This is a genomic window from Vibrio sp. Vb339, from assembly GCF_902751245.1.
GTDB lineage: Bacteria > Pseudomonadota > Gammaproteobacteria > Enterobacterales > Vibrionaceae > Vibrio > Vibrio coralliirubri.
The window spans coordinates 1386642-1409241 of sequence record NZ_CADDIS010000002.1 but is presented as its reverse complement, the minus strand read 5'-3'; the positions used below and the strand labels follow the sequence as shown (position 1 = coordinate 1409241).

General features: G+C 43.0%; 20 protein-coding genes. 16 read left to right on the top strand and 4 right to left on the bottom strand.

Going from position 1 to position 22600, the window contains the following annotated elements:
- Positions 1-6: 6 nt before the first annotated feature.
- Genes HRQ85_RS14915 through HRQ85_RS14855 form a run of 13 tightly spaced genes read left to right on the top strand, consistent with a single transcriptional unit; the run spans position 7 to position 13075 of the window.
- The gene (locus tag HRQ85_RS14915) at positions 7-1461 is read left to right on the top strand and encodes a type II and III secretion system protein family protein (RefSeq protein WP_048605622.1); all 1455 of its coding nucleotides are present in this window, start codon (positions 7-9) and stop codon (positions 1459-1461) included.
- Positions 1424-1720 (top strand): hypothetical protein, encoded by a 297-nt coding sequence (locus HRQ85_RS14910; RefSeq protein WP_170930205.1) that lies wholly within the window; start codon positions 1424-1426, stop codon positions 1718-1720. Before HRQ85_RS14915 ends, HRQ85_RS14910 begins: the two co-directional genes overlap by 38 nt.
- A 16-nt stretch (positions 1721-1736) precedes the next feature.
- Positions 1737-3005 (top strand): TadE/TadG family type IV pilus assembly protein, encoded by a 1269-nt coding sequence (locus tag HRQ85_RS14905; protein WP_122082190.1) that lies wholly within the window; start codon positions 1737-1739, stop codon positions 3003-3005.
- 2 nt (positions 3006-3007) lie between these two features.
- Positions 3008-3436 carry a TadE/TadG family type IV pilus assembly protein gene (locus HRQ85_RS14900; RefSeq protein WP_122082191.1) on the top strand — a complete coding sequence of 143 codons (429 nt, stop codon included), beginning with the start codon at positions 3008-3010 and terminating at the stop codon, positions 3434-3436.
- Positions 3436-3933: a TadE/TadG family type IV pilus assembly protein gene (locus HRQ85_RS14895; protein ID WP_172379946.1), complete on the top strand. Its 498-nt coding sequence runs from the start codon at positions 3436-3438 to the stop codon at positions 3931-3933. The genes HRQ85_RS14900 and HRQ85_RS14895 overlap by 1 nt, the downstream gene beginning before the upstream one ends.
- Positions 3934-3959: 26 nt before the next feature.
- Entirely contained in the window at positions 3960-5180 is a 1221-nt protein-coding gene (locus tag HRQ85_RS14890) for an AAA family ATPase (protein WP_122082193.1), read from the top strand.
- A 33-nt stretch (positions 5181-5213) separates the two neighbouring features.
- On the top strand, positions 5214-6662 hold the full coding sequence (locus tag HRQ85_RS14885) for a CpaF family protein (RefSeq protein ID WP_122082194.1): 1449 nt from the start codon (positions 5214-5216) through the stop codon (positions 6660-6662).
- Positions 6663-6671: 9 nt separating this feature from the next.
- Positions 6672-7637, top strand: a complete 966-nt coding sequence (locus tag HRQ85_RS14880; RefSeq protein WP_048605607.1) for a type II secretion system F family protein — start codon at positions 6672-6674, stop codon at positions 7635-7637.
- 3 nt (positions 7638-7640) lie between these two features.
- Positions 7641-8612: a type II secretion system F family protein gene (locus HRQ85_RS14875; protein WP_048605605.1), complete on the top strand. Its 972-nt coding sequence runs from the start codon at positions 7641-7643 to the stop codon at positions 8610-8612.
- Complete coding sequence (locus tag HRQ85_RS14870) at positions 8609-9613, top strand: tetratricopeptide repeat protein (RefSeq protein WP_122082195.1); 1005 nt, start codon at positions 8609-8611, stop codon at positions 9611-9613. The genes HRQ85_RS14875 and HRQ85_RS14870 overlap by 4 nt, the downstream gene beginning before the upstream one ends.
- Before the next feature lie 34 nt (positions 9614-9647).
- Positions 9648-11411, top strand: coding sequence for a hypothetical protein (locus HRQ85_RS14865; protein ID WP_122082196.1), 1764 nt, complete (start codon positions 9648-9650; stop codon positions 11409-11411).
- Positions 11408-12337 (top strand): glycosyltransferase family 2 protein, encoded by a 930-nt coding sequence (locus tag HRQ85_RS14860; RefSeq protein ID WP_050652455.1) that lies wholly within the window; start codon positions 11408-11410, stop codon positions 12335-12337. Before HRQ85_RS14865 ends, HRQ85_RS14860 begins: the two co-directional genes overlap by 4 nt.
- 9 nt (positions 12338-12346) lie before the next feature.
- Positions 12347-13075 (top strand): class I SAM-dependent methyltransferase, encoded by a 729-nt coding sequence (locus HRQ85_RS14855; RefSeq protein WP_122082197.1) that lies wholly within the window; start codon positions 12347-12349, stop codon positions 13073-13075.
- Positions 13076-13111: 36 nt separating this feature from the next.
- Here the strand turns inward: HRQ85_RS14855 and chrA are convergent, their stop codons facing one another.
- Positions 13112-14260: a chromate efflux transporter gene (gene chrA, locus HRQ85_RS14850; RefSeq protein ID WP_172379945.1), complete on the bottom strand. Its 1149-nt coding sequence runs from the start codon at positions 14258-14260 to the stop codon at positions 13112-13114.
- Between the two features lie 101 nt (positions 14261-14361).
- Here chrA and HRQ85_RS14845 point away from each other — a divergent pair, with 101 nt between their 5' ends.
- On the top strand, positions 14362-15291 hold the full coding sequence (locus HRQ85_RS14845) for a LysR family transcriptional regulator (RefSeq protein ID WP_172379944.1): 930 nt from the start codon (positions 14362-14364) through the stop codon (positions 15289-15291).
- Here HRQ85_RS14845 and HRQ85_RS14840 read toward each other — a convergent pair.
- Both HRQ85_RS14840 and HRQ85_RS14835 read right to left on the bottom strand, forming a co-directional pair.
- On the bottom strand, positions 15275-16399 hold the full coding sequence (locus HRQ85_RS14840) for a phosphatase PAP2 family protein (RefSeq protein ID WP_172379943.1): 1125 nt from the start codon (positions 16397-16399) through the stop codon (positions 15275-15277). The two genes, HRQ85_RS14845 and HRQ85_RS14840, sit on opposite strands and share 17 nt — an antisense overlap.
- A 274-nt stretch (positions 16400-16673) precedes the next feature.
- Positions 16674-17747, bottom strand: coding sequence for a LacI family DNA-binding transcriptional regulator (locus HRQ85_RS14835; RefSeq protein ID WP_172379942.1), 1074 nt, complete (start codon positions 17745-17747; stop codon positions 16674-16676).
- Between the two features lie 250 nt (positions 17748-17997).
- On the opposite strand from HRQ85_RS14835, the gene HRQ85_RS14830 reads away from it, so the two are divergent.
- Together HRQ85_RS14830 and HRQ85_RS14825 are read left to right on the top strand one after the other, a co-directional pair.
- Positions 17998-20100 (top strand): alpha-galactosidase, encoded by a 2103-nt coding sequence (locus tag HRQ85_RS14830; protein WP_172379941.1) that lies wholly within the window; start codon positions 17998-18000, stop codon positions 20098-20100.
- Positions 20101-20202: 102 nt separating this feature from the next.
- Positions 20203-21900 carry a solute:sodium symporter family transporter gene (locus HRQ85_RS14825; protein ID WP_172379940.1) on the top strand — a complete coding sequence of 566 codons (1698 nt, stop codon included), beginning with the start codon at positions 20203-20205 and terminating at the stop codon, positions 21898-21900.
- 187 nt (positions 21901-22087) lie between these two features.
- Here HRQ85_RS14825 and HRQ85_RS14820 read toward each other — a convergent pair whose 3' ends face one another.
- Complete coding sequence (locus HRQ85_RS14820) at positions 22088-22390, bottom strand: DUF1330 domain-containing protein (RefSeq protein ID WP_050647949.1); 303 nt, start codon at positions 22388-22390, stop codon at positions 22088-22090.
- Positions 22391-22600 lie beyond the last annotated feature (210 nt).

The window sequence follows — 22600 nt, the reverse complement described above, 5'->3', positions numbered from 1 at the left end:
TGAAATATGAGAATATTAATTGCGTGTGTTTTGAGCCTGATTTGTATTTCGACGGCCAGTGTAGCGGCGTTACAAACGGGAAAAACAGTCACGGTTCCACATCATAAATCTACGCATGTCGTGCTGTCGGGAAAAGCGGCGAAGGTTTCTCTTGGTGATCCTGAAGTTTTAGATATTGTAATTTTAAAATCAAATGAAGTGTTTTTAATTGGTAAAAAATTAGGTGCGACAAACCTAATGGCTTGGGACTCTCGAGGTCGGTTGATTGAGTCTATTAACATTGAGGTTACTCATGATCTTAATAGCCTCAAAGCTAAATTATATGAGTTCCTTCCTGATGAAACTATCGAAGTGCACAGTGCGCAGAACCGTCTATTATTGAGCGGTCAGGTCAGTAACCAACAACAAATGAATGTGGCGATGCGAATCGCAGAAACCTATTCGTCAGGGCAGGCTGCTGACGCATCAAAAGAAAGTGGAAGTGAACAAGCTGCAGCGACAGGTGTTATTAATTTGATGTCGATCGGAGGGGCTCAGCAGGTGATGTTAGAGGTAACGGTTGCTGAGGTTCAAAGAAGCTTGGTAAGAAAGTTTGATGCGAACTTCCATTTCTTCCAAACCAGTGGATCTGACTTTTCTTGGGGGGCGTCTTCAGTCCCTGCCGGTGTGTTAGGTGCAACCCCTATTTTCAATATTCCTACCTCTACTGATTACGGTATTTTAGGTTCTTTCATTGATAGTAATACATTGTTTACTTTCGCATTGGACGTAGCAAAACAAAATGGTGTGGCAAAAGTCTTGGCTGAACCGAACTTAACCGCGCTAAGCGGTTCAAAGGCTGAGTTTTTAGCGGGGGGAGAATTTCCCATTCCGGTGCCTGACGAAGATGGTATTACCATTGAATATAAAGAATATGGTGTAGGTTTAAAGTTCATCCCCACGGTACTCAGTGACAAAAAAATCAACCTAAACTTAGCGGTTGATGTGAGTGAGATTGCCAATAGTAGCTCGTTAACGATTGATCCTGGTACCACCAATGCGACTTACTTTATCCCTCCTATTACCCGAAGAAGTGCATCGTCGACGCTTGAGTTAGCCGACGGTCAAACCATCGGTATTGCGGGGTTGTTGAGTGAGAATGTTAGGGACATCAGTAACAAGATGCCCGGTTTTGGCGATGTGCCGATTTTAGGTCAGCTTTTCAATAGCCAAGAGTATGTATCTGGCGAAACAGAGCTCGTTATTCTTGTTACTCCTCGACTCGCTAAACCTATTGACCGAACGAAAGTGACGTTACCAACTGATGCCTTTGTTGATCCTAATGATTTGGAATATTACTTGTTAGGCCGAAGCGCTTACATCGCTGAACCGTCTGAATCTGATTCAGAACAATCTCAAGCTTCACAGGATATATCACCGACCGATGGTGGTAGCGAAGGCTCATTTGGGCATGATTTATAAGGGGATAGATATGACTAAAATAATGATGATCTTTCTCACAATGTTATTGGTTGGCTGTGCGAACGATGCTCGTTTAGGGCACTCGGTAGCACTAGTGAAAACAGAGCAAACGTATAACCCTAATGCGACCCAAGAGAATTTACTCGAAGTACCTGATGGTACAGGGGAGCGGATGCAGACTGGTTACGACAGATATGTTGGCAGAGGTGAAAACGATCTGTCCGGAAGTAGTAGCCAGATCTTAGAAGATTTTAACTAAATCTGGAGGTACTCATATGTCGTATCGAGTATCACAAAGCCCTAAGAAACAACAAGGCTTAGTTGCGGTGATGATTACTGCTGCCTTGTTGGTTTTTCTCGCTGTCTCAGCGCTAGCTGTAGACATAAACCATATGGTTGTAAATAAAACGCGCTTACAAAATGCAGTTGATTCTGCAGCGCTGGCTGCTGCAACCATATTAGACAATAGCAAAGATAAAGACGCGGTAGACGCGGAAGTCGGTACGGCGCTCAATGCCATGGCGGCTTCAACAGGGAACCAAGAAATTGATTTCTCGACCGCTTCTATAAGCATTGATTATTCGAATGACCCACAAGATTTTACTGGCACGGTGACGTTCGGTGCAAGTGATGATGTTTATGTGCGAGTTCGCGTAGATGCACTAGAGATGGATGAATTTTTCATTCATATGTTTGGTCTTGATAAGGAAGTATCGGCAAGTGCCGTTGCTGGGCCAAGCTCTGGGCAAGATGTAGTTAATAACGTTGTACCCATTGGGGTGTGTATTGGTGATGGCACTTCGGATAACGATATTGACCCAGAAGATGGCTATCACGATGTGACAGGTGAAGAGATAGTTAATGTATTTGGCTATGAAGTCGGTACCGTTCATGCTCTTAAGGTAGGAGATAACAAACTATCTGAAATGGGCAATGGTAACTATCACCTATTGGATTTCGGTTCAGGTGGTAAAACCGTCAAAGAAGGCTTAGGTGGTAGTTATGACCAGCCAGTCAAAATTGGTGAAGATATTACGACAAAACCTGGTGGCACGGTTGGTCCCACAGGCGATGGTTTGAATACTCGTTTTGGAGATTATGGCGGTGGCTTATCGGCATCTGATTACCCTTCAGATTATGTAACCACAGAACCTACCAATGAAATCACGATTGATGCTAGCACGGGAGAGATCGATTCTGACGGAAGTTATACCTATGCTCAATATGAGTCAGATACTAATGCCTGTATAGCAAGCGGTGGTTCTGGGTGTGTATCTAATGGTGTTGCTTGGAGAAGAATTTTGCCGATTCCTATGGTTGATTGCTCAGGTAAAAGTGGTGGTGCAACTGACTTTACCGTACACAAGATCGGCTGCTTTTTCTTGTTGCAAAAAGCACCAACTAACAACTCAGGTACACCCGCCGTTTTTGGTGAGTTTATCCACTCTTGCAGTGTTGCTGGTGGATCAGGTAGTACAACGTCGACAACGGAAGGGACTTATAAGATTGTTCTGTATAAGGACCCCAATAGTGGGGAATCTTGATCATGAAGCAATCTAATCAATTTCAACAGGGATTTGCTGCCGTAGAGATGGTCATTGCGACTCCCGTTTTACTGTTTTTTCTAGTCTTAGTTCTAGAGTTTGGCAATATTCTTGTTCACTACAATGTGATATCGAAGTCAGTGCAAAATGGCGCTCGTTATGCGGTTAGTGAAGTGTATGGAACCATTGGTGGAACCATCGCACCGACGTCTGAAATTCAGAATGTCGTGGTCTATGGTCAGAACAGCGCAGGAACAGCTGTATTATCTTCACTGACGGTATCGGATGTGACTGTAACCCCCCCTTCAGGAGACAGTTATGTACGAGTTAGTGTGACGTATGATTATGTTCCACTCTTCTTGTCTATTCCTTTTTCGAACGAGAGTTTTGCTGTTCCATTAAGTGTGACTTCCGTGATGAGGGTGCTGTGATGATAAGGCTTAAAAGACGAACCAAAGGGCTGGCCATTATTGAGTTCACTTTGGTCTCATCATTAATTTTTCTACTGCTCTTTCTCATTTTCGCGTTGGGTGCCTATATATTTTCGCTGCAAATGGTCAGTGAGGCGACTAGGAAGGCTGCTAGGTTAGCGACGGTCTGTTACGTCTTAGATAGAGATAATATTGCCGGAATGGTGGTGGATGATATTCCTCTTGTTGGGTTTACTAATGCGAACTTAGAAGTGGCTTACTTAGACGCGAGCGGGGGAGAGATTGCTTCTGATTTTGAAGCGAACTTTGGTGATATTAAATTTGTGCGTGCTAGGGCTACGGGCTATGGCATTCAGTTAATCAGTAACCTAAGCTTTCTAGGAAATAATGGATTTCTTGCAGCCCCTGCGTTTGAAACAATACTACCAGCAGAAAGTTTGGGAGTGGTGAGGCCTGAAACTGAAACTAGCCCTAATATATGGAATAGATGCCCATAAGCGGTTGTTTAAAAGGAGATAAATGTATGGGGGAAGCGATCAAAATAACGCCGAATGAAAACGATAAGGATATGACTCGTTTAAGAACGAATCTAAAGGTTTGGTTAGTCCATAGTACTGACGGCTTTCACTCGCATATGAGTCAAGAGCTAAAAAAATGCCGAAATGTTCATGTGACGTCGTTTTCTCTTGCGGCAATGAGTGAAGAGTACTTAAAAAGTGCGGATGTTCCAGAGCTTATTTTCGTTGAAGCTCACGGGAATTGGGCGCAAAAAATGGTTGAGTTGCAAGGGTATGATTTGTCTTTAGAAGACAAGGACTTGTCTTTAGTTGTGCTCGGTGATGAAAGTGATAATGGGTCACTAAAAATCGCACTGCGTTTAGGAGCTTCAGATTTTTTGTCTCACAATGTGACCCTATCAGACCTACTGCCACTCTTGAAGAAAACGGCCTCTGAAAAGCTTGAGAACTCCAGTTACGGAGAGTTTATCTTGTTTTTGAACACCAAGGGAGGGATGGGAGCAACCACCTTAGCGTTAAATACTGCCATTGAAATGGCCACGCAACATCCTAACGAAGTGCTTTTACTCGATATCGATCTTCAATTTGGCGTGATACCTGATTATTTGAACATAACCCCTACTTATAGTGTTTCGGATGCGATCAACAGTTCTAATGATTTGGATGAAATGTCTTTGGGGTCATTGGTAAATAAACACGAATCGGGTCTCCATGTTCTAAGCTTTAAGCATGAAAATAACGCAGATGATTTCGAACAGGCTCAGAAAATTGGCAGATTACTTCCAATTCTGCGTCGTTTCTACCCTTATGTGATCATTGACCTGTCTAGAGGCTTAGATCACGTATTTGCATCAGCAATATCACCCGCGACTAAAGTACTTTTGGTTTTGCAACAGAGCTTAGTGTCAGTAAAAAACACAAGCCGACTAATTAAATCTCTGAAGTTTGAGTACGGCTTACAAAGTGACTCAATAGAGGTCATTCTCAACCGTTATGAAAAGCGACATTCAATTAAGTTGAAAGACATTGAGCAAGCAGTGGGTAACCACGACATACACCTTATGCCAAATGATTTTAAAGTCGCGCTAGAGAGTGCCAACTTGGGGCAGCCGTTAGTTCAGTCGAGAAAAAAAAGCTCTATTACTCGCTCTATCATCGACTTATCTCATGTTCTTTCACCACCGGAGCAGGAAGAGAAAGGGTGGCTGAAAAAGTTGTTTTCATAATGGGTTGATGAAAAGTAAACACGAGGGATTGTGATGTTCTTTAAACGAAAAAATGTAAATCCAGAGTTTGAAAAAAAAGTAGAACAGATTTCGCATGATTCAGAAGATGCCAATCCTGTTGAACGTTTATCAAGTGTTGAGACGTCCAGTAACTCTCGGACAGAAGCGAGTGTTGAAAAGGAGAAAGCGATCGATGAAGCTCGAAAAGTACTGGAGCAAGAATTATCAATCAAACACTTCTTTCACAAGCAGTTGCTTGAAACGTTAGACTTAGGGTTACTTTCTAGCTTGGAGAAAGAGCGCGCCAAGCTAGATTTGCATGAAGCTATCGTTCAGTTGATGGCTGATGATGGTAGTCATGCACTCAGCGCAGAAGGTCGTAAGCGGGTCATCAAACAGATAGAAGATGAAGTTTTTGGCCTTGGTCCGTTGGAGCCCTTATTAGCTGATCAAACTGTATCGGATATATTGGTCAACGGCCCTAAAAGTGTTTACGTGGAGCGAAGAGGTAAACTTGAAAAAACACCCTATACTTTTCTTGATGATCGCCATTTAAGAAACATTATTGACCGTATCGTCAGTCAGGTTGGCCGTCGCATAGATGAAGCGTCACCTATGGTAGATGCGCGCTTAGTTGATGGTTCACGTGTTAACGCAATTATCCCGCCTCTCGCACTTGATGGCCCTTCCGTTTCTATCCGTCGCTTTGCTGTTGACCGTTTGACTATGGATAACTTGATTGACTATAACTCAGTGTCTCCTCAGATGGCTAAGTTTGTCGAAGCTGCGGTTAAAGGTGAATTAAATATCTTAATCTCCGGAGGGACTGGCTCTGGTAAAACGACAACACTTAACATCTTTTCTGGCTTTATTCCTCGAGATCAACGAATTATTACCATAGAAGACTCGGCGGAATTACAACTTCAACAACCTCATGTAATTCGCTTAGAAACCCGCCCTGCTAACCTAGAAGGGAAGGGAGAAATTAGCCAGCGAGAACTCGTAAAAAATACCCTGCGTATGCGGCCCGACCGAATCGTGGTTGGTGAGGTTCGTGGTAGCGAAGCCGTTGATATGCTGGCTGCGATGAACACGGGCCATGACGGCTCACTTGCTACCATTCATGCGAATACCCCTCGTGATGCCTTGAGTCGTGTCGAAAACATGTTCTCGATGGCTGGGTGGAACATATCAACCAAAAACTTACGAGCTCAAATAGCTTCGGCTATCCACCTTGTTGTTCAAATGGAACGCCAAGAAGATGGTAAGCGTCGTATGGTGAGTATCCAAGAGATCAACGGCATGGAAGGTGAAGTGATTACGATGTCTGAAATATTCCGTTTTCAGCGTAAAGGTATTGATGAAGATGGCAATATTATCGGTTATTTCACTGCAACGGGGGTTGTGCCTCAATACCACGACCAGTTAGTCAAACGTGGACTCGATCTGCCTTTCGAGCTCTTTAGTGAGACCAAAGGTTAAGGAGAGATTATGGACAATGTAAGCGTTTCATTAGGTCTATTGTTTATCGCAGTACTTTTTATTTCCCAAGCGTTGTTGTTACCTGCTGCAGGTAAGAAAGCGAAGCATAAAGAGCTGTCTCGCCGCTTGAAAGAGACGCAACGTAATATCGATGCAGAGAGTTTGTCATTACTCAAAGAACACTATAACAAAGAACTTTCCCCGCTGGACCGTAAGCTCATCGTCATCTCTTTTTTCGCGGGCTTGAAAAAAATGTTGGAACTTGCAGGTATGAAAGTGGCATTAAGCCGATTCTTACTGATTATTTCTCTTTGCGCTGTGCTGCTCTCATTAATATCGATAATGACCAACCAAGTATGGTTCATCAGTCTGGGGGCGTTCATTTTTGTTTGGGTTATCGCCTATCTATTTGTACAAAATCGAGTGACTTACCGAATGGCTCGATTTGAAGAACAACTTCCTGAGGCGTTGGATATTATTCGACGTGCCTTACAAGCAGGGCAACCGCTCGTTCAATCATTTAATGAGGTTGGCGAAGAGCTTCCTGACCCAATCGGTACCGAGTTTAAGAACACCTATAACTTACTGAATTATGGTTATGACTTACGTTTAGCGATTTTACAGATGACAGAGCGAGTACCCACCGTATCAATGTTGGCTTTTTCTAGTGCCGTAATGTTGCAAAAAGAGACCGGGGGTAACTTATCTGAGAACCTGCAAAAGGTATCAGAAGTACTTAGAGCGCGTTTCAAACTGGAAAGGAAGGTAAAAACACTCTCTGCTGAAAGTCGTTTATCAGCATGGATATTAACGTTATCGCCTTTTGGTTTGTTTTTCGCATTGAGGGTAGCTAGCCCAGAGTATATCGAGCCACTTTATAAAGACCCACGCGGTTTATCGATGGTCAGTGTCGGTATTGTTCTTTTGGCCATCGGGGCCTTGTGGATTAAAAAGATCATCAGCATAGAGATTTAACTTATGGAACTACTCAATATTGAAGTCTGGAAGCAGATGTTAGAAGAGTTTGGGATCAGCTCTCAGGTAGTTATTTATGCGATGATTTTGCTCACTACTGTCTTGTTAACATTGACTGTTGGGTTTCTGTTTTTAGGTGCTCGATCTCCTTTAGACAAGAAGCTTAGACAAATATCTGAAGAGGGAAGTGTCGGTGGCCGCAAACCCTATGATTTCTCAAATACGCTTGAATCATTAAGCCCTTTTTTAAGTAAAGGTAACAAAAAGGATAATGAAACTTACTCAGAAAAGCTGATGCATGCTGGGTTCCATGAGAAGAGTTCATTATCAGTTTTCTATGCGTTGAAGGTTTTATCTAGCTTAATAGGTATCGTCGCTGCTTTTATGGTCTATTACATATCGTTGGGCGGAGATTACAATAATTTGCTCATCATGACTTGTGTTTTTCTCGGAACATTCACGCCAAATATTGTTCTGAACAAGTTACAAAAAGAGCGTCAGAAAAAAATAAGAAATGGTGTCCCTGATGCGCTTGATCTTCTTGTTGTGTGTACTGAGTCTGGGCTTGGTTTTAATGCAGCCCTTGGCCGTGTCGCATCTGAGCTCTATGTCTCTCAGCCGGAGCTTGCGGATGAACTAGAGACTGTGTTTGCTAAAATCCAAGCGGGTGTCACCATGCCTGATGCGCTTAGGCAGCTTATCGAACGAACCGGTTTAGTCGAGTTGGAAGGTTTGGTTTCTTTGCTTTCTCATGCATCGAGAATGGGCGGAAGCTTAGCGCAAACGCTCCGTGACTATACTGAAGATTTTAGAGATAAGCGTCAGCAAGCCGCTGAAGAAATCGCGGCGAAAATACCGACTAAAATGTTATTCCCCATGTTGATATTTATTTGGCCTTGTTTTTTCATTGTCGCACTTGGCCCTGGACTCTTGATCGTAATGGACGCATTAACTGCGCCGGGAGCAAGTTTATGATGCTATACAACAAGTTTATTCTTCTACTATTGCCAATTTTGCTACTTGGTTGTGCTTCTTCGGATGAGCCGACCAATCAATTTGATGCAGAATTGTATTCTGGTAAACCAATCGATTCTTTAACTAGTGATGATCCACCGCTAAATGAAAAAGAAGCAATTATGCGCGGTGACATTGCTCTGCGAGACAACAATATAGACTTGGCCTTATATGAATATATACGCTCTTTGTCCTTCCCTGAAAAAGAGTTTCACGATAAAACCTTATTCACTATTGGCCAAATACATTCGTCTCGCGGTAATTATGCGTTGGCCGAGAAAGCTTACCTAGCAGCGCTAGATTTTAACCCTGCCCACACTGAAGTACTGGAACAGTTAGGTGTTCTATACACCAAACAACGTCGTACAGATGAAGGTCGAAGCTATTTCTTTAAAGCGATAAATTCAGACCAAGTTCGTTTAAAAAGCAGTGAAACTATCCAAAACTACCAAGCGTTGAGCCAAAGTGAAGTGGCCAGTTTGAAGGTAGACAGCATGTCCCCAGCATTGGCTTACATGGGAATTGGTGTATTGGAAGATGTTGACGGAAAGCATCAGATCGCACAAGAGTACTTTAAAAAATCGCTGACGATAGACAAAAGTTCAGTCAAAGCTTTGTTGAATATGGGCTACTCTCATTACATGTACGGTAATTATAAGGAAGCGTATCAGTACACGCGCTCAGCTTTAGAGTTAGAGCCGAATAATGAAAAAGCTCAGAATAATCTGGCGCTTATTTATTTAGCCTCTGGCGATATTAAGAAGGCAACTAACGTATTCATGAGGCACATGGACACACCGGAAGCGTTGAATAATGTTGGGTATTTCCTAATATTACAAGGTAAGCCGGATGAAGCCGTTCCTTACCTTCAGCAAGCAATAGACAAGAAACCATCGTATTACAGAGTTGCGAACGAAAACTTAAACAGAGCACTAGCGGAAGTGAGAGAGATGGAGCAATAGTCGTTTAAATTTTGGCTCAGTGAAAAGGATATTCATGTCGCCTAAAAGTGAGAGTTTTAATAAAGATATCATTGTTATCTCTGTCATTTGGCTAGTTTGTGCCACAGTTATCTTTATTTACAAGTGGGAGAGTGTTTCAGCTCTTAAGCTGAATGACAATGACGACTATATGCGTTTCGTTCAATTTCAGGATTGGATGGCAACTGGACATTGGTACCTAGAGCCAATGAATAATTTTAATGCCGCTGATGGCATTGTTATTCATTGGTCTCGCTTTCCTGATTTAATCTTATCGCTCGTAGCTTTTCCATTGTTGTTTATCGTCGATGATAATCTTGCTTATACAATATCCATTTCTCTTGTCCCTCTGCTTTACTTGCTACTTTTTTCGCTGTCATGCTTTTACCTAGCTGACCACCTCTTCGGTGCCAAGTATCGCTTTATTAGTATGATGTTTGCGATTTCTTCGCCTTCAATTATCCATTTTTTACCCGGTTCTATTGATCATCATAATATTCAGCTGATCTTCGCGGTCCTATTTCTAGCTTTAACGCCATTGAATCATGAGCAGTTGCGCCATGCGTGGCGTGTGTATGCGCAATCTATCTCGCTGTCTCTATCTTTATGGACGGGGCTTGATAATGTTTTGCTATTCATGTTTTTTTTCGCGATTTACACCGTGTATTACGGTCTTGTTCGCCATGAGTGGTTTGGCTATATCTCTAAGTTGTATGCGAGTTCCGCTCTGTTTGGGATTTGTGCGGTTTTATTAAATCGGCCTTACGATGAGTTTTTCGTTTTTAAGTACGACGAAATATCATTTGTTCTCATCATCCTTTTCTTCTGTGGCTGGCTTTTCGTTAATGTTTATCATCGGTTTATGAATGAAGATAACAGTCTACTGCAAAAGGTTTTTCTGTTCGTATTTCTAGCTGTTCTATTTTTAATCCCAGTGGCAGTGCTTTATCCATCACTCAGCAGTGCGTTGTTAATTGATTACCCTCCAATACTTAAAGTCTATTGGTTAGACCAAGTGACAGAAGCGAAATCGGTCGTTAGATATGTCGCAAGTCATGGTTTTTTCTCGATAGAGAATTACGCTTTGCTCGTGATTCCTGCCACTTTGTATCCACTTTTTAAGCGTAAAAATCACCACTGCACAATTTTGTATCTCATCTTTATGTTCAATTTAGCCCTTGCGATCTTTTGGCAGATTAGAGTCATGAGGTTGTGTTTCGTGCTAGCTGCTCCCCTGCAAGCATACGTGATTCTTCAGTTAGCTGATTACATCCGTTCCTCCATCATAAAAGCAACGGTTATTACTTCTGGAGCACCACTAGCGGTCGCCTTTGTCATTCTCGCGTTGTCGCCAACCGAAGAAATTACAACTACCCTTGATCAAAAGGAGCAATCGCTGAAGATTCATAAGGTGTTAAAAGATAATGATATAAATTCGCACACCATACTTTCAGGGATTGAAACGGGGGCTCCAGTGTTAGCAAAAACGGATAATCGAATTATTGCTGCTCCTTACCATCGAAATATTGTAGGGAACCAATTTCTTATTGAGGTGATGCTAGAGGAAGATCTGAGCTTAGCCGAACGGAAAATCATAGAGAAAAGCATCGATATCATTGTTATTGGCAATGATCCGCATTTGTTGATTTTAAAGGACTCGGCTAGCGAGGAGGCATTGATCAATAAGCTGTACAGCTCAGATACGCCGACTTGGTTGGAGGTTGTGCACGACAACATCGAAAGCGGTTACCGAGTATTTCGAGTTAGGGGGAGTACATGAAAGAACAAACCATTGCAGTGTTACTCCCGTGCTTTAACGAAGCTGGGGCTGTTGGAAAAACTGTGGCTGATTTTCAATTGGCTTTACCCAGCGCAACTATTTATGTGTACGATAATAATTCTACTGATGGGACGGTCAAGGAGGCGTTACAGGCTGGTGCCATTGTTCGTCATGAATCTCGTCAAGGTAAAGGCGAAGTTGTGAGGAGGATGTTTTCGGATATTGATGCTGACATTTACATTATGGCAGATGGTGACGATACCTACGATGCGTCAATATGCCCCACATTGATCGATCAGCTCGTAACTGAACAGCTCGATATGATCATCGGTAGCCGAGAGCGTTCTTCAGGGGCTTACCCCAAAGGACATATTTTCGGTAATAAGATGTTCTCGACACTTATCAACCGAGGGTTCGGCGCTCAATTGAGTGATGTATTTTCGGGCTATCGAGTTATGAGTCGTAGGTTTGTTAAAACAGTTCCAATTTTTAGTGATGGCTTTCAAATTGAAACGGAATTAACCGTACACGCGTTGCACCATAATATGTCAATCAAAGAAGTTCCAACTAAGTATCATTCAAGACCTGAAGGCACTGCTAGCAAGCTGAATACATTGAGTGATGGTATTAAAATCCTTAACTTTATTTTGTTCTTATTAAGAGACGTAAAGCCGATGTTTTTCTTCGGTGTGTTGTCAGTGTTGCTTTGTTTTATTTCATTAGGATTAGGGATTCCCGTTATCCTAGATTTTATCGATACAGGGTTAGTTGAAAGAGTACCTACTGCTATTCTGTCTAGCTCAATTGCACTTATTGCGGTGATGTCTTTCTTTTGTGGCTTGATACTCGACAACGTGTCACGAGGTAGAAGAGAGATGAGAATCCTCTCAATATTAAGAAGTCACGATCACAAGCTATCAAAATAGGGTTCTGGTATGAGAATAAGCAAGGACGAAGATAAAGAATGGCTCAACTATTTATCTCGATTCAGTGACGAATATGATGAGCGGGTTTACAGCGGAAATACAACGGGTTATGTGATGAGAGCTGGCCATGTAGCGTGTGAAAAGCCATTTGGTGAAAGTGAACACTTTTCGAGAGTATTAGAAGTGGGATCCGGAACGGGTGAACACTTACTGCATGTTAAGCACACTTTTGATGAATATATTGTAAGTGATGGTGATGCTGCGGCACTTGAGTTGGCCCAAAAGCAGCTCAATCATATCAACTCTTACGATAAACTTACTTTCGATGTGACCAATGCTAGGCAATTAAACTTTGAAAATAATAGCTTTGATCGAGTGATTGCAACTCATATATTGGAACATTTGTATGAGCCCCATTTAGTTATCAAAGAGTGGTTAAGAGTGTTAAAGCCCGGAGGGACTCTTTCGATTCTGATTCCTACTGATCCTGGAGTAGCATGGAAGATTGGTCGGTACTGTACGACGAGGAAGCAAGGTCTGGCAAAAGGTTGGAATTACGATTATATAATGGCAAGAGAGCATGTAAATCCATGTAATAATCTAATTGCGTTCTTAAGGTACTATCTTCCTGAACATCAAAAATCATTTTGGCCGATGAGTTTTGTGCCTCTTATTGACTGCAATTTATTCTTCAATTTTCACGGGATTAAGCCTGATTCTAGTTCTGAAAAGAAGTAAGAAGCAAGCGACTCGCTCACTTCTTACTATAAATCTTTAGACTGCTAAACCTGTCATTGCGCCAAAGACCATGAATAATCCGACAAGCCCTACAATAGGTAACTTCAGGGTTTTCAATAACCACACACCGATAATTATCAGAGCGAAGTCTATGCCGCTGCTCACTGCACTTGTGAAGATAGGTTGATAAAGGGCTGCAAGTAGTAGACCTACAACTGCCGCATTCACACCAGTAAGAGCGCCAGCAACCAGAGGTTTGCTCGCAATTGCTTGCCAGTTTTTCAGTACACCTAGTAGTAATAAGAAGCCCGGTAAGAACACAGCAATCGTCGCTAACAGTGCGCCTGTGATCGGTGCTGACGGCATCAATACATAACCTAAGTAAGTCGCGAGTGTAAACATAGGCCCTGGTACTGCCTGTGCTGCTGCATAACCTGTTAGGAAGGCATCTTGCGATAGTTGGTCGCCAATACCATTTTGTAGCAATGGGAGTACCACATGGCCGCCACCGAATACTAAGCTACCTGCTTGGTAGAATAGGCCAAACACTTCAATACCTTGAGAGTAAGCACTGAATAGAGGTAGACCAACCAATAACCCAACAAAAATCACGAGAGGCGTTACCGATATTTTTTGTGTTGAAGGTGTCGTTTTTAGCTCTTGAGACGTCAAGAACCCACTACCAACCATCGCTGCAAATAGAAGCACTAAAACTTGAGGCCAGATGCCTGGAATCAGTAGTAGAACAATCGCGGTGATCACACATAAAGCGGTCGCTATCTTCGATTGGCAAAAGTTCTTGTACATACCAAAGGTTGCATCAGCTACAACCACTACCGCTAACAACTTAAGCCCGTGAATGATTGAATTGAAAAGTGGTGCTTCCAATAGTTGGTTGCTCACTAACGCCAATATCAACATCAGAATCACAGATGGGGAAGTGAAGCCGACAAATGCAGCAATAGCACCTGTTAATCCACCTTTCTTGTAGCCAACCGCAAAGCCAACCTGACTTGAACCTGGGCCCGGTAGAAATTGACTAAGAGCGACAATCTGCCCGTATTCTTCGTCGGACAACCAATTCAGTTTCTCAACAAAGGTTTTACGGAAGTAGCCAATGTGTGCTGCTGGTCCACCAAAGCTAATCCAGCCAAGCCAAAAAAAGGTTTTAAAAATTGAAAGCATGATCGATTCCAGATAAATGTTTAGCGTAATGTAGGTGGAGTTAGACTATGATTCAAATTAATTGTTTTAATTATGAACATGAATGAAATGGGTTGCTTGGTATGACTGATTTTAATTGGAAAGGGATCGACCTTAACTTGTTGATTGCACTGCAGGCTTTGTATAAAACGAATAGCGTGAGTAAGGCTGCCGAGCGTTGTTATGTTAGCCAATCTGCGATGAGCCATAGCTTACAAAGGCTACGAAAGTTGTTTGATGACCCTTTGTTTGAGCGTGTAGGTAGCAAGATGGAGGCGACCGATCGAGCCATTGAACTATCAAGCACCGTGGACACGCTACTGAATACCATCCAGTCTGAAGTTCTGTTATCTAAACATTTTGAGACCGAGAGTTTCAAAGGTAGTTGGAAAATAGGGCTGACGGATTACGCAGAGCAGATGTTTGGCCCAATGATATTCGATTTGATCAAAGAAGCTTCACCAAACTCTCAAGTCGCATTTTTTAACGTTAATCGAAGCAACTATCAACAAATATTTGAAGAGGCAAAGCTTGATATCTCGATAGGTAGTTTTGGAGAGGTGCCTAAGCTGTTTGGTATCGAGCAACTCTACACCGAGCAGCATGTTTGCTTACTTGATAGCTCAGTGCTTGGTGTTGAGCTACCGATGTCGCTAGAGACATTTGTGTCTGTCGAGCATGCATTAGTTTCCCCTAATGGTTCTCTAAAAACGGGCGTAGACCTTAAATTAGCTGAACTTGGTTATACGAGAAAAGTGGCGATTGCATCGAGTAATTTTTTGACGGTAAAACGACTGATAAGTGGCAGGAAGTTGCTGTGTATTGTGCCTAAATTGGTCGCCCGAACAGACCCTAATGTTGACAGCTCATTGATAGCGGTTCCGCCTCCTATAGATGTTCCTGATTTCGATATACAGCTTGTTTATCGCAAAGGAAAGCAATTAGACGATAAAAACACGCACTTGAGGAAAGTAATTACCCAAGCGGTAGAGGTTGTCATTGCTGAAGGCTGATTGGGGCTGAGTTCTTTCTGAGTAAGTAACCGATCAAGTGCCAGAGGATAACAACAAATAGAGTGCCGACATAGCCATCGATGGCGTAATGCCAGGCTAGATGAACAGAGCCAATTTGAATAAAGAAGGCGTACAGCCATGCTGTGTAACCGAGTTTCTTATTTAGTCTGAATGATGCCATCGCTATCAGCACAGATATTGTTACGTGCATACTGGGCATGGCTGATATTCCAGTCCCTATATCCCCAATACCTCCTTCATAACTTGCCCATAAGGCATCTTGAGTGCTGAGAGCCCACAAAGAAAACAAACCACGCTCAGTGAGTTCTGCGCTCTGCATGTCTAATCTTTGCATCAAAGAGAGATACAAATCTTGGTCATTGAAGTAGCTAATATAAACAGGTCCAGCCGATGAAAGAAGGGTCGCCATAATGTTGCCAATGATAAACCACGAGCTCAAGAAGGTGAGCAAAAACTGGTTACGAAGTTGGTCATCTTTACGGTGAATAACAAAGTAAAGTAGCATCCCCCACATGATAAAAAACCATAAGTTATACAAGATATTGATGGCGAGTGAAGCTATCGCATTAGGCAGGAAAAAGTGGGTAATTTCCCAAGGTGAAATGCCAAAGTGCAGCCATTTATCTAGATTGTAGAAATCGAGATCTAAAAAGTATGGATTAAGGTAAGGGATTACCGATTTTAGGAAGGTGTAGCTAGAGAACGAGATATTCAAAACGAGCATCAACAGAACAAAATAGATCGGCTTTGATATCGGGAACAACAGTGTTCTGATTTTCTTGATAAATTGTTTTGTGGGTCTTTTTTCTCGATTAAACAACAGGTAGCAGTAGTAGTATGTTGCCCATAATATAAAGGTGACATAGCAGACTGTCGCCAAAATCTCTAAGTAGGTATAGATGTTGTACCGAACTTCGTGAGGCACGAAATAATTTACAATCAGTGTTACCGGAGTTGTGAATGCAACATAGTACAAAATCAGTTTGTTTCTTCTGAATTCATAAAGTAAAGATGATAACAAGCTTGATTTATCTTTTTGAGGAATGGGTTTAGCGGTTGTCGTCTCTGGATCCATGTAACCCCTCATCAAGATTTCCTATCATGATTAAAGGTTAGTTCATTTAAGCTCCTTTGCTACTTTAGCTTTATTCGCTTTAGCAAAAATAAACGAAATAATTCCTTCCATTTTTCACAACCCGACTATACTTAATTTACGACTCAAAGCAGTCGTAAAGAATAGGCTTTTTGATTTACCTAAGTAAAAAATTGGTTATATCTTCATGATATAGCTTAAAAATCTACCAGGCTAAACGGACTTAGTTGGTCTTAAAAGCGCTAGCTCCCCCTAGCGCTTTTTTCTTTCAGTTGGATTCTGGTAATAGGCTCTGAATCTTCTTCAGCAGTTTTTCGATCTCTTGTTTTTCATAATTGGCAGTCACCTTAGACTGGCTACTTTCTCTTGGAAGCAGTGTGGTTTCGATATGATGTTGTAACAAGGCATCTTGCGAGTTGGCGTTGAGCTTCTCTGCAAGTCTCACTGCTTGCTGGCCTATTTTTGTGAAATCTTGTTTGATGGTTGTAAGAGGCGGATTGAAGAATGCGCTGTCTTCAATGCCATCAAAGCCGACGACCGCAACCTTGTCAGGGACTGGAATCTGCAGTTCTTGCAGAGCACGTAAAACCCCTAATGCCATTTGATCACTGGCGACCAACACAGCATCAAACTGGATTTGTTTCGCAACGGCGTCTCGAATGCCAAGGTAGCCACTTTCTGCTTGCCAGTTTCCTTGATGTTGAAACTGTACCTGACAGTTTGCATCTGATAACACACCCAACCAACTCTGAAGACGGATTTGTGAGGCACTGGACTCATTAGGCCCGCTGATCAACAAGTATTCACTGCGACCATTTTCAATAAGATGTTGAGCCGCCAGCTTTGCGCCCTCGGCATGATCGCCGCATATATAGTTAACTTGGCTGTTAGAAGGGACATCAATGAAGATGAGGTTTAAGTGTTGATATTGTTCTACCAGCAATTCGGCGTCTGCACTCTTTAAAGGCACATTGAGAATGATGCTGTCGACCTGTTGGGCGATCAGTTCACGAATGGCTTCGCGGGTGTTGGTGAGATTTGGTTCTGATACCACAGAAAAAGCGGTGCCATACCCCATATCGTGAGCCTGCATTCGCACACCATTGGCGATCATTGCGGCGCCGTGTAAGGCCATATCGAGAGTCACTAACCCTATGCTGGTGGACTTGGATCGGCTGAGCATTTGAGCACCTTTATTCGGCACATATCCAAGCTTCTTTATCGCAGCATTCACTTTGTTTCGAGTGGATTCTGCGACATCCTGCGAACCGTTCGTCACCCTTGATACTGTTTGAGTCGATACGCCAGCCAGCTTCGCCACATCTTTAAAAGTTACACTCATCACACCGTCCATCGAATATTCCTGTCGTTCGATGAGCTTATCCAATTTAGCGAAATGAAACTCTGCTCCCTTTCAAGAAAATGTCATTTGAAACATTAAATATGTTTCCGAAAACAGTCGATCTTGTGCAAATTTTAGCAACGAATAAGTGTTTTTAGATCACGTTATTTAGCCATTTTAGTACTAATTCCAGTCTTCAAGTTCACTATTAATCTTAGTTTATGTTTACGAAAACAATATGAGATTGGCTATGAGCGAATTTATTCATCTAACAAGTAAAAACCACAGTTTGATCATCAAATCGGGCCGTACTCCAGAGGTTCTTCATTGGGGCGCTAAGATCGCCAGTATTGATGAAGATCTTTTGTTATCAACTGAGAGACCGATATCTCAAGCACGCCTTGATGTCGATGTACCGCTTTCTCTTTGTCCTGAATTGGGTAGCGGTCATTTTAATGCGCCGGGAATTGAAGGGCATCGTGATGGTTTTGATTGGGCTCCCGTTTTTAATACCGTCCGCGCAGAAGCTCAGGATCAGCAAGTCACTTTTGTTCTAGAAGACACCGTGTCTAAGCTTGAATTGACGGTCGAAATTAAACTGGATTACGAATCGGATGTGGTTCAAAAGCGCGTCACAGTAACCAATAAAGGGGACAGTAAATACTCTTTAAATAAGCTGTCATCAACGTTGCCGCTGCCAAACCACGCCAATGAATTGATGACGTTCCATGGTCGCTGGTGTCATGAGTTCCAAACGCAACGTCAGCGTTTTGAGCATGGTGGCTTCATGCAAGAGAATCGCCGCGGTCGTACGTCACATGAAAATTTCCCAGGCATGTTTGCTGGAACGCAAGGTTTCTCAGAGCAGAACGGCTTGGTGTGGGGCTTCCATTTAGGTTGGAGTGGTAACCACCAAATGCGCGCTGATGTCCGCAGTGATGGTCGCCGCTTTGTACAAGCGGGAGAGTTATTGCTAGCGGGTGAATCGATTCTAGAACCAGAGGCAGCTTACCAGACACCTTGGCTCTACGGCTGTTACAGCAACTCTGGTTTGAACGGTATTGCTCAACGTTTTCAGCAGTTTGTTCGTGACAACATTATTCAATTCCCTACCGATAAACCTCGCCCAGTGCATTTGAATACTTGGGAGGGCATCTACTTCGACCATAAACCGGAATACATCATGCAAATGGCAGCCGAAGCCGGTGTGATGGGTGTTGAACGATTCATTATTGATGATGGTTGGTTTATTGGTCGTGATGGTGAACGAACGGCCTTAGGCGATTGGTATCTTGATGAAGTGAAATACCCAAATGGCTTAGAACCAGTGATTGAACACGTTAACCAACAGGGCATGGAATTTGGTTTGTGGGTTGAACCTGAGATGGTCAGCCAAGACTCAAACCTATACCGTAACCACCCTGATTGGGTACTAGGTTTACAAGGTTATCATCAACCCTCTGGTCGTTGGCAGTATGTTTTAGACTTGCAGAATGAAGCGTGCTTTGACTACTTGTTCTCTCGCCTTGATGCGCTTCTGACTACGTACAATATCGGCTACTTAAAGTGGGACATGAACCGTGAATTGGTTCAGCCGGGTCATCAAGGTAAGGCGGCGGTACATGGTCAAACTCAAGCCTTGTATCGTCTCGTTGACCAACTGAATCAAGCGCACCCTAAGGTTGAGATTGAATCTTGCTCATCAGGCGGTGGTCGCATTGATTTTGAAATCCTCAAGAGAACACATCGATTCTGGGCATCCGATTGTAACGATGCATTGGAACGCCAAGCGATTCAAAAAGGCATGAGTTACTTCTTCCCACCTGAAGTTATGGGTGCGCACATTGGCCCTGCTGAGTGTCACTCAACCAATCGTCGTCACAGTATCAATATGCGTGGTGTCACCGCTTTGATGGGGCATATGGGTGTTGAGCTTGATCCGGTTAAAGAGTCGCAACAAGAGAAACAAGCTTTCTCTCACTACATCTCTCTGCACAAGCAGTTCCGCCATATTCTGCACTCAGGCCGCAGCTTCCGTATGGATCCTGCGGACAAAAACCAGAACATTTATGGGGTGCAGAATGATGATGAAATGCTGATCACCGTGTGTCAGTTGGCGATGCCTGAATATGCTCTGCCATCACCACTTCGTATTAGCTGCGTGGAAGACAGTGCGCTGTATCAAGTGAAGTTGGTGGAGATGCCACAAACCAGTTTCCAACTCATGAAGCAACGCCCTCAATGGTTAGATAAAACACTGACTTTAAGCGGCGATAACCTTAAAGAGATTGGATTGACCTTACCTATTCTCGACCCGGAGTCTGCCTTGATTGTGCATCTAAAAAAGATGTGAATCTCTGACTCTGAGTACCCCTACAAATAAAAATCTAAATATAAAAATTATAATCGGCAGCGAGGTATTGCTGCCGCAATAACTCAACTTAAGGAAAACAAAATGTCTATTACCGTTCTGTTGTCATTTTTGTTATTTACTGGGTTTGTAGTCGCGTTTACCTACAACAAAGTGAAAAATGACAAAAACACCTCACAAGATGGTTTCTTTCTTGGCGGAAGAAGCTTAACCGGCGGCTTAATCGCCAGCTCACTTATCTTAACAAACTTGAGCGCCACCAGTTTCGTGGGCATGAGCGCACAAGCTTATACCCACAATATGAGTGTCATGGGGTGGGAAGTGGCCTCTGGTGTCACTTTGGTGATCATCGCTTTGATGTTAGTTCCTCGTTATTTGAAGCAAGGCATCACCACTATTCCTGATTTCTTAGAGAGCCGCTACGACATGTCGGTGAAGAAGTTTGTGACGTTACTTTTCCTGTGCCAATACGTGATCAACATTTTGCCTACCACACTTTACGCGGGCGCCGTTGTTTTGGGTGAAATCTTCGATGTTCAGGCCTTGCTCAATATTTCAGAGTTTAGTTCAATCGCACTGATTTCGGCGACGATTGGCTTACTTGGCTTCTTTTACGCGATTTATGGCGGCCTAAAGGCGGTTGTGATTGCAGATACCATTAATGGCGTAGGCTTGATTGTTGGCGGCATGATGATCCCTGTATTTGGTTTAATGGTATTGGGCGAGGGGAGTTTCGGTGCTGGCTTAGATATTCTGCTTTATGCCGCGCCAGAGAAGCTTCAATCGGTGGGTACAGAAACCGATCCACTGCCGTTCTCAACATTGTTTACAGGTCTATTATTGGTGAACTTGTATTATTGGGGTACTGACCAATCCATCATTCAACGCGCATTGGGTGCTAAGAACCTAAAAGAAGGTCAGAAAGGTGTCATCCTTGCTGGTGCGATTAAGGTTATCTCTCCATTGTTCTTGATCATTCCAGGTATCATCGCTTTCCACATGTTTGGCGCTGATGCGGGCAACCCAGACACCATGTACACCCGTTTAGTGAATGAAGTTTTGCCTAAGCCGTTGGTTGGCTTCTTTGTCGCGGTGATGTTTGGTGCGATTTTGAGTACCTTTAATGGTGTGTTGAACAGCTCAACGACTCTGTTTGCATTGAACGTGTATAAGCCGCTATTTGGACAAGGTAAAACAGATGAAGAGCTAGTGGGTAAAGGGCGTATTTTTGGTGTCGTGATTGCGATTATCTCGGTATGTATCGCACCATTCATCATGTATGCACCAGAAGGTTTGTTCCAATATCTACAAATGGTGGCAGGTTTCTTCAGTGTGCCAATCTTCACTATTGTGTTTGTCGGCTATGTATCTAAACGTGTTCCAGCTGTAACGGCGAAAGTGGCGTTGGTGGTGTTTGTAAGTTCATACGCAGCAATGCAGCTAGTATTTAAAACACCGATTCACTTCCTACATCAATTAGCGATTCTGTTCGTGGTATGTACTGCGTTGATGTTCATCATTGGTTACTTTATGCCGCGTGAGTCTGAGTACGTGATGCCAGTCAATGAGAATATTGATGTGACACCTTGGGAGTTCCGTTTTGAGGCTTCGGCTATCATTCTCTACATGGTGTTAGGTGCTTACGTGATGTTCTCTGATGTGGGCTTTGTCTCTGATGATCCAACCATCATGCAGGTTTACGGTGTGTGTGGCATCGTGATGTTAGTCGGTATCTTTGGCCGATTAGCAAAGCGTAAGAAGGGCGTTGAAGTAACGGTTTAGTTACTTGATTTAATACCCTAAGTGTTTGATTTTATTGTTATATGGTGAGTTTGTAGTAAAAGGTTCATCATAGGCTAATTACTATGTAGCGAATAACAAAAAGCCGCGCCATGAAATGATGGTGCGGCTTTTAATGTTTGGAAAGGGCCAGTGGAGATCTAAATATAAATCGAAATTGAGCTTTCGATTACGCTAGGTCGTCTTTACCTTCGATAAGCGCATGATGGCTAACTGAACCTGCAGTGCGTGCAGCTAAGTGTGGCACGTAACCAGGATCATTCATGAAATCTACGGCTGCTTGTTTTGACGGCCACTCGATGATAATACGAAGCGCAGGCTGCTCTGCGTCGCCTTCAAGGCGTTCGTGGCTAGAAGTACGTGCTAGGTATTTACCGCCGTATTGAGCAACCAGTTTGTTTGCAGGCGCAATGTAATCGGCAACCCATGCGTCTGTAGTGGGTGTTACTTCTAGTACTGAATAGTAAGACATAGTGATGTTCTCCACGGTGTGCGCTCTGAATGAGCATGCGCACTTTAGTTATTGGTTGTTTTAGTCGCTGTCTTGCTAACGTGTTGGCTAGCGAGTGAAATAATAGTAGTTCGAGCGAACCTGTTTGATAATCCCTACGATTGCAGAATCTTTATATAGAAAACGTTGATAATAATATTTGAAAGTCAGTATTGTTACGTCAATTGAAAG

Bases quoted from the DNA above. Each gene is read 5' to 3' on its own strand.
- HRQ85_RS14870 (WP_122082195.1), top strand. From the start codon at position 8,609: ATGATGCTATACAACAAGTTTATTCTTCTACTATTGCCAATTTTGCTA.
- HRQ85_RS14895 (WP_172379946.1), top strand. From the start codon at position 3,436: ATGATAAGGCTTAAAAGACGAACCAAAGGGCTGGCCATTATTGAGTTC.
- HRQ85_RS14905 (WP_122082190.1), top strand. From the start codon at position 1,737: ATGTCGTATCGAGTATCACAAAGCCCTAAGAAACAACAAGGCTTAGTT.
- HRQ85_RS14900 (WP_122082191.1), top strand. From the start codon at position 3,008: ATGAAGCAATCTAATCAATTTCAACAGGGATTTGCTGCCGTAGAGATG.
- HRQ85_RS14845 (WP_172379944.1), top strand. From the start codon at position 14,362: ATGACTGATTTTAATTGGAAAGGGATCGACCTTAACTTGTTGATTGCA.
- HRQ85_RS14890 (WP_122082193.1), top strand. From the start codon at position 3,960: ATGGGGGAAGCGATCAAAATAACGCCGAATGAAAACGATAAGGATATG.
- HRQ85_RS14860 (WP_050652455.1), top strand. From the start codon at position 11,408: ATGAAAGAACAAACCATTGCAGTGTTACTCCCGTGCTTTAACGAAGCT.
- HRQ85_RS14830 (WP_172379941.1), top strand. From the start codon at position 17,998: ATGAGCGAATTTATTCATCTAACAAGTAAAAACCACAGTTTGATCATC.
- HRQ85_RS14825 (WP_172379940.1), top strand. From the start codon at position 20,203: ATGTCTATTACCGTTCTGTTGTCATTTTTGTTATTTACTGGGTTTGTA.
- HRQ85_RS14915 (WP_048605622.1), top strand. From the start codon at position 7: ATGAGAATATTAATTGCGTGTGTTTTGAGCCTGATTTGTATTTCGACG.
- HRQ85_RS14840 (WP_172379943.1), bottom strand. From the start codon at position 16,399: ATGAGGGGTTACATGGATCCAGAGACGACAACCGCTAAACCCATTCCT.
- HRQ85_RS14875 (WP_048605605.1), top strand. From the start codon at position 7,641: ATGGAACTACTCAATATTGAAGTCTGGAAGCAGATGTTAGAAGAGTTT.
- HRQ85_RS14865 (WP_122082196.1), top strand. From the start codon at position 9,648: ATGTCGCCTAAAAGTGAGAGTTTTAATAAAGATATCATTGTTATCTCT.
- HRQ85_RS14835 (WP_172379942.1), bottom strand. From the start codon at position 17,747: ATGAGTGTAACTTTTAAAGATGTGGCGAAGCTGGCTGGCGTATCGACT.
- HRQ85_RS14885 (WP_122082194.1), top strand. From the start codon at position 5,214: ATGTTCTTTAAACGAAAAAATGTAAATCCAGAGTTTGAAAAAAAAGTA.
- HRQ85_RS14855 (WP_122082197.1), top strand. From the start codon at position 12,347: ATGAGAATAAGCAAGGACGAAGATAAAGAATGGCTCAACTATTTATCT.
- chrA (WP_172379945.1), bottom strand. From the start codon at position 14,260: ATGCTTTCAATTTTTAAAACCTTTTTTTGGCTTGGCTGGATTAGCTTT.
- HRQ85_RS14820 (WP_050647949.1), bottom strand. From the start codon at position 22,390: ATGTCTTACTATTCAGTACTAGAAGTAACACCCACTACAGACGCATGG.
- HRQ85_RS14880 (WP_048605607.1), top strand. From the start codon at position 6,672: ATGGACAATGTAAGCGTTTCATTAGGTCTATTGTTTATCGCAGTACTT.
- HRQ85_RS14910 (WP_170930205.1), top strand. From the start codon at position 1,424: ATGGTGGTAGCGAAGGCTCATTTGGGCATGATTTATAAGGGGATAGAT.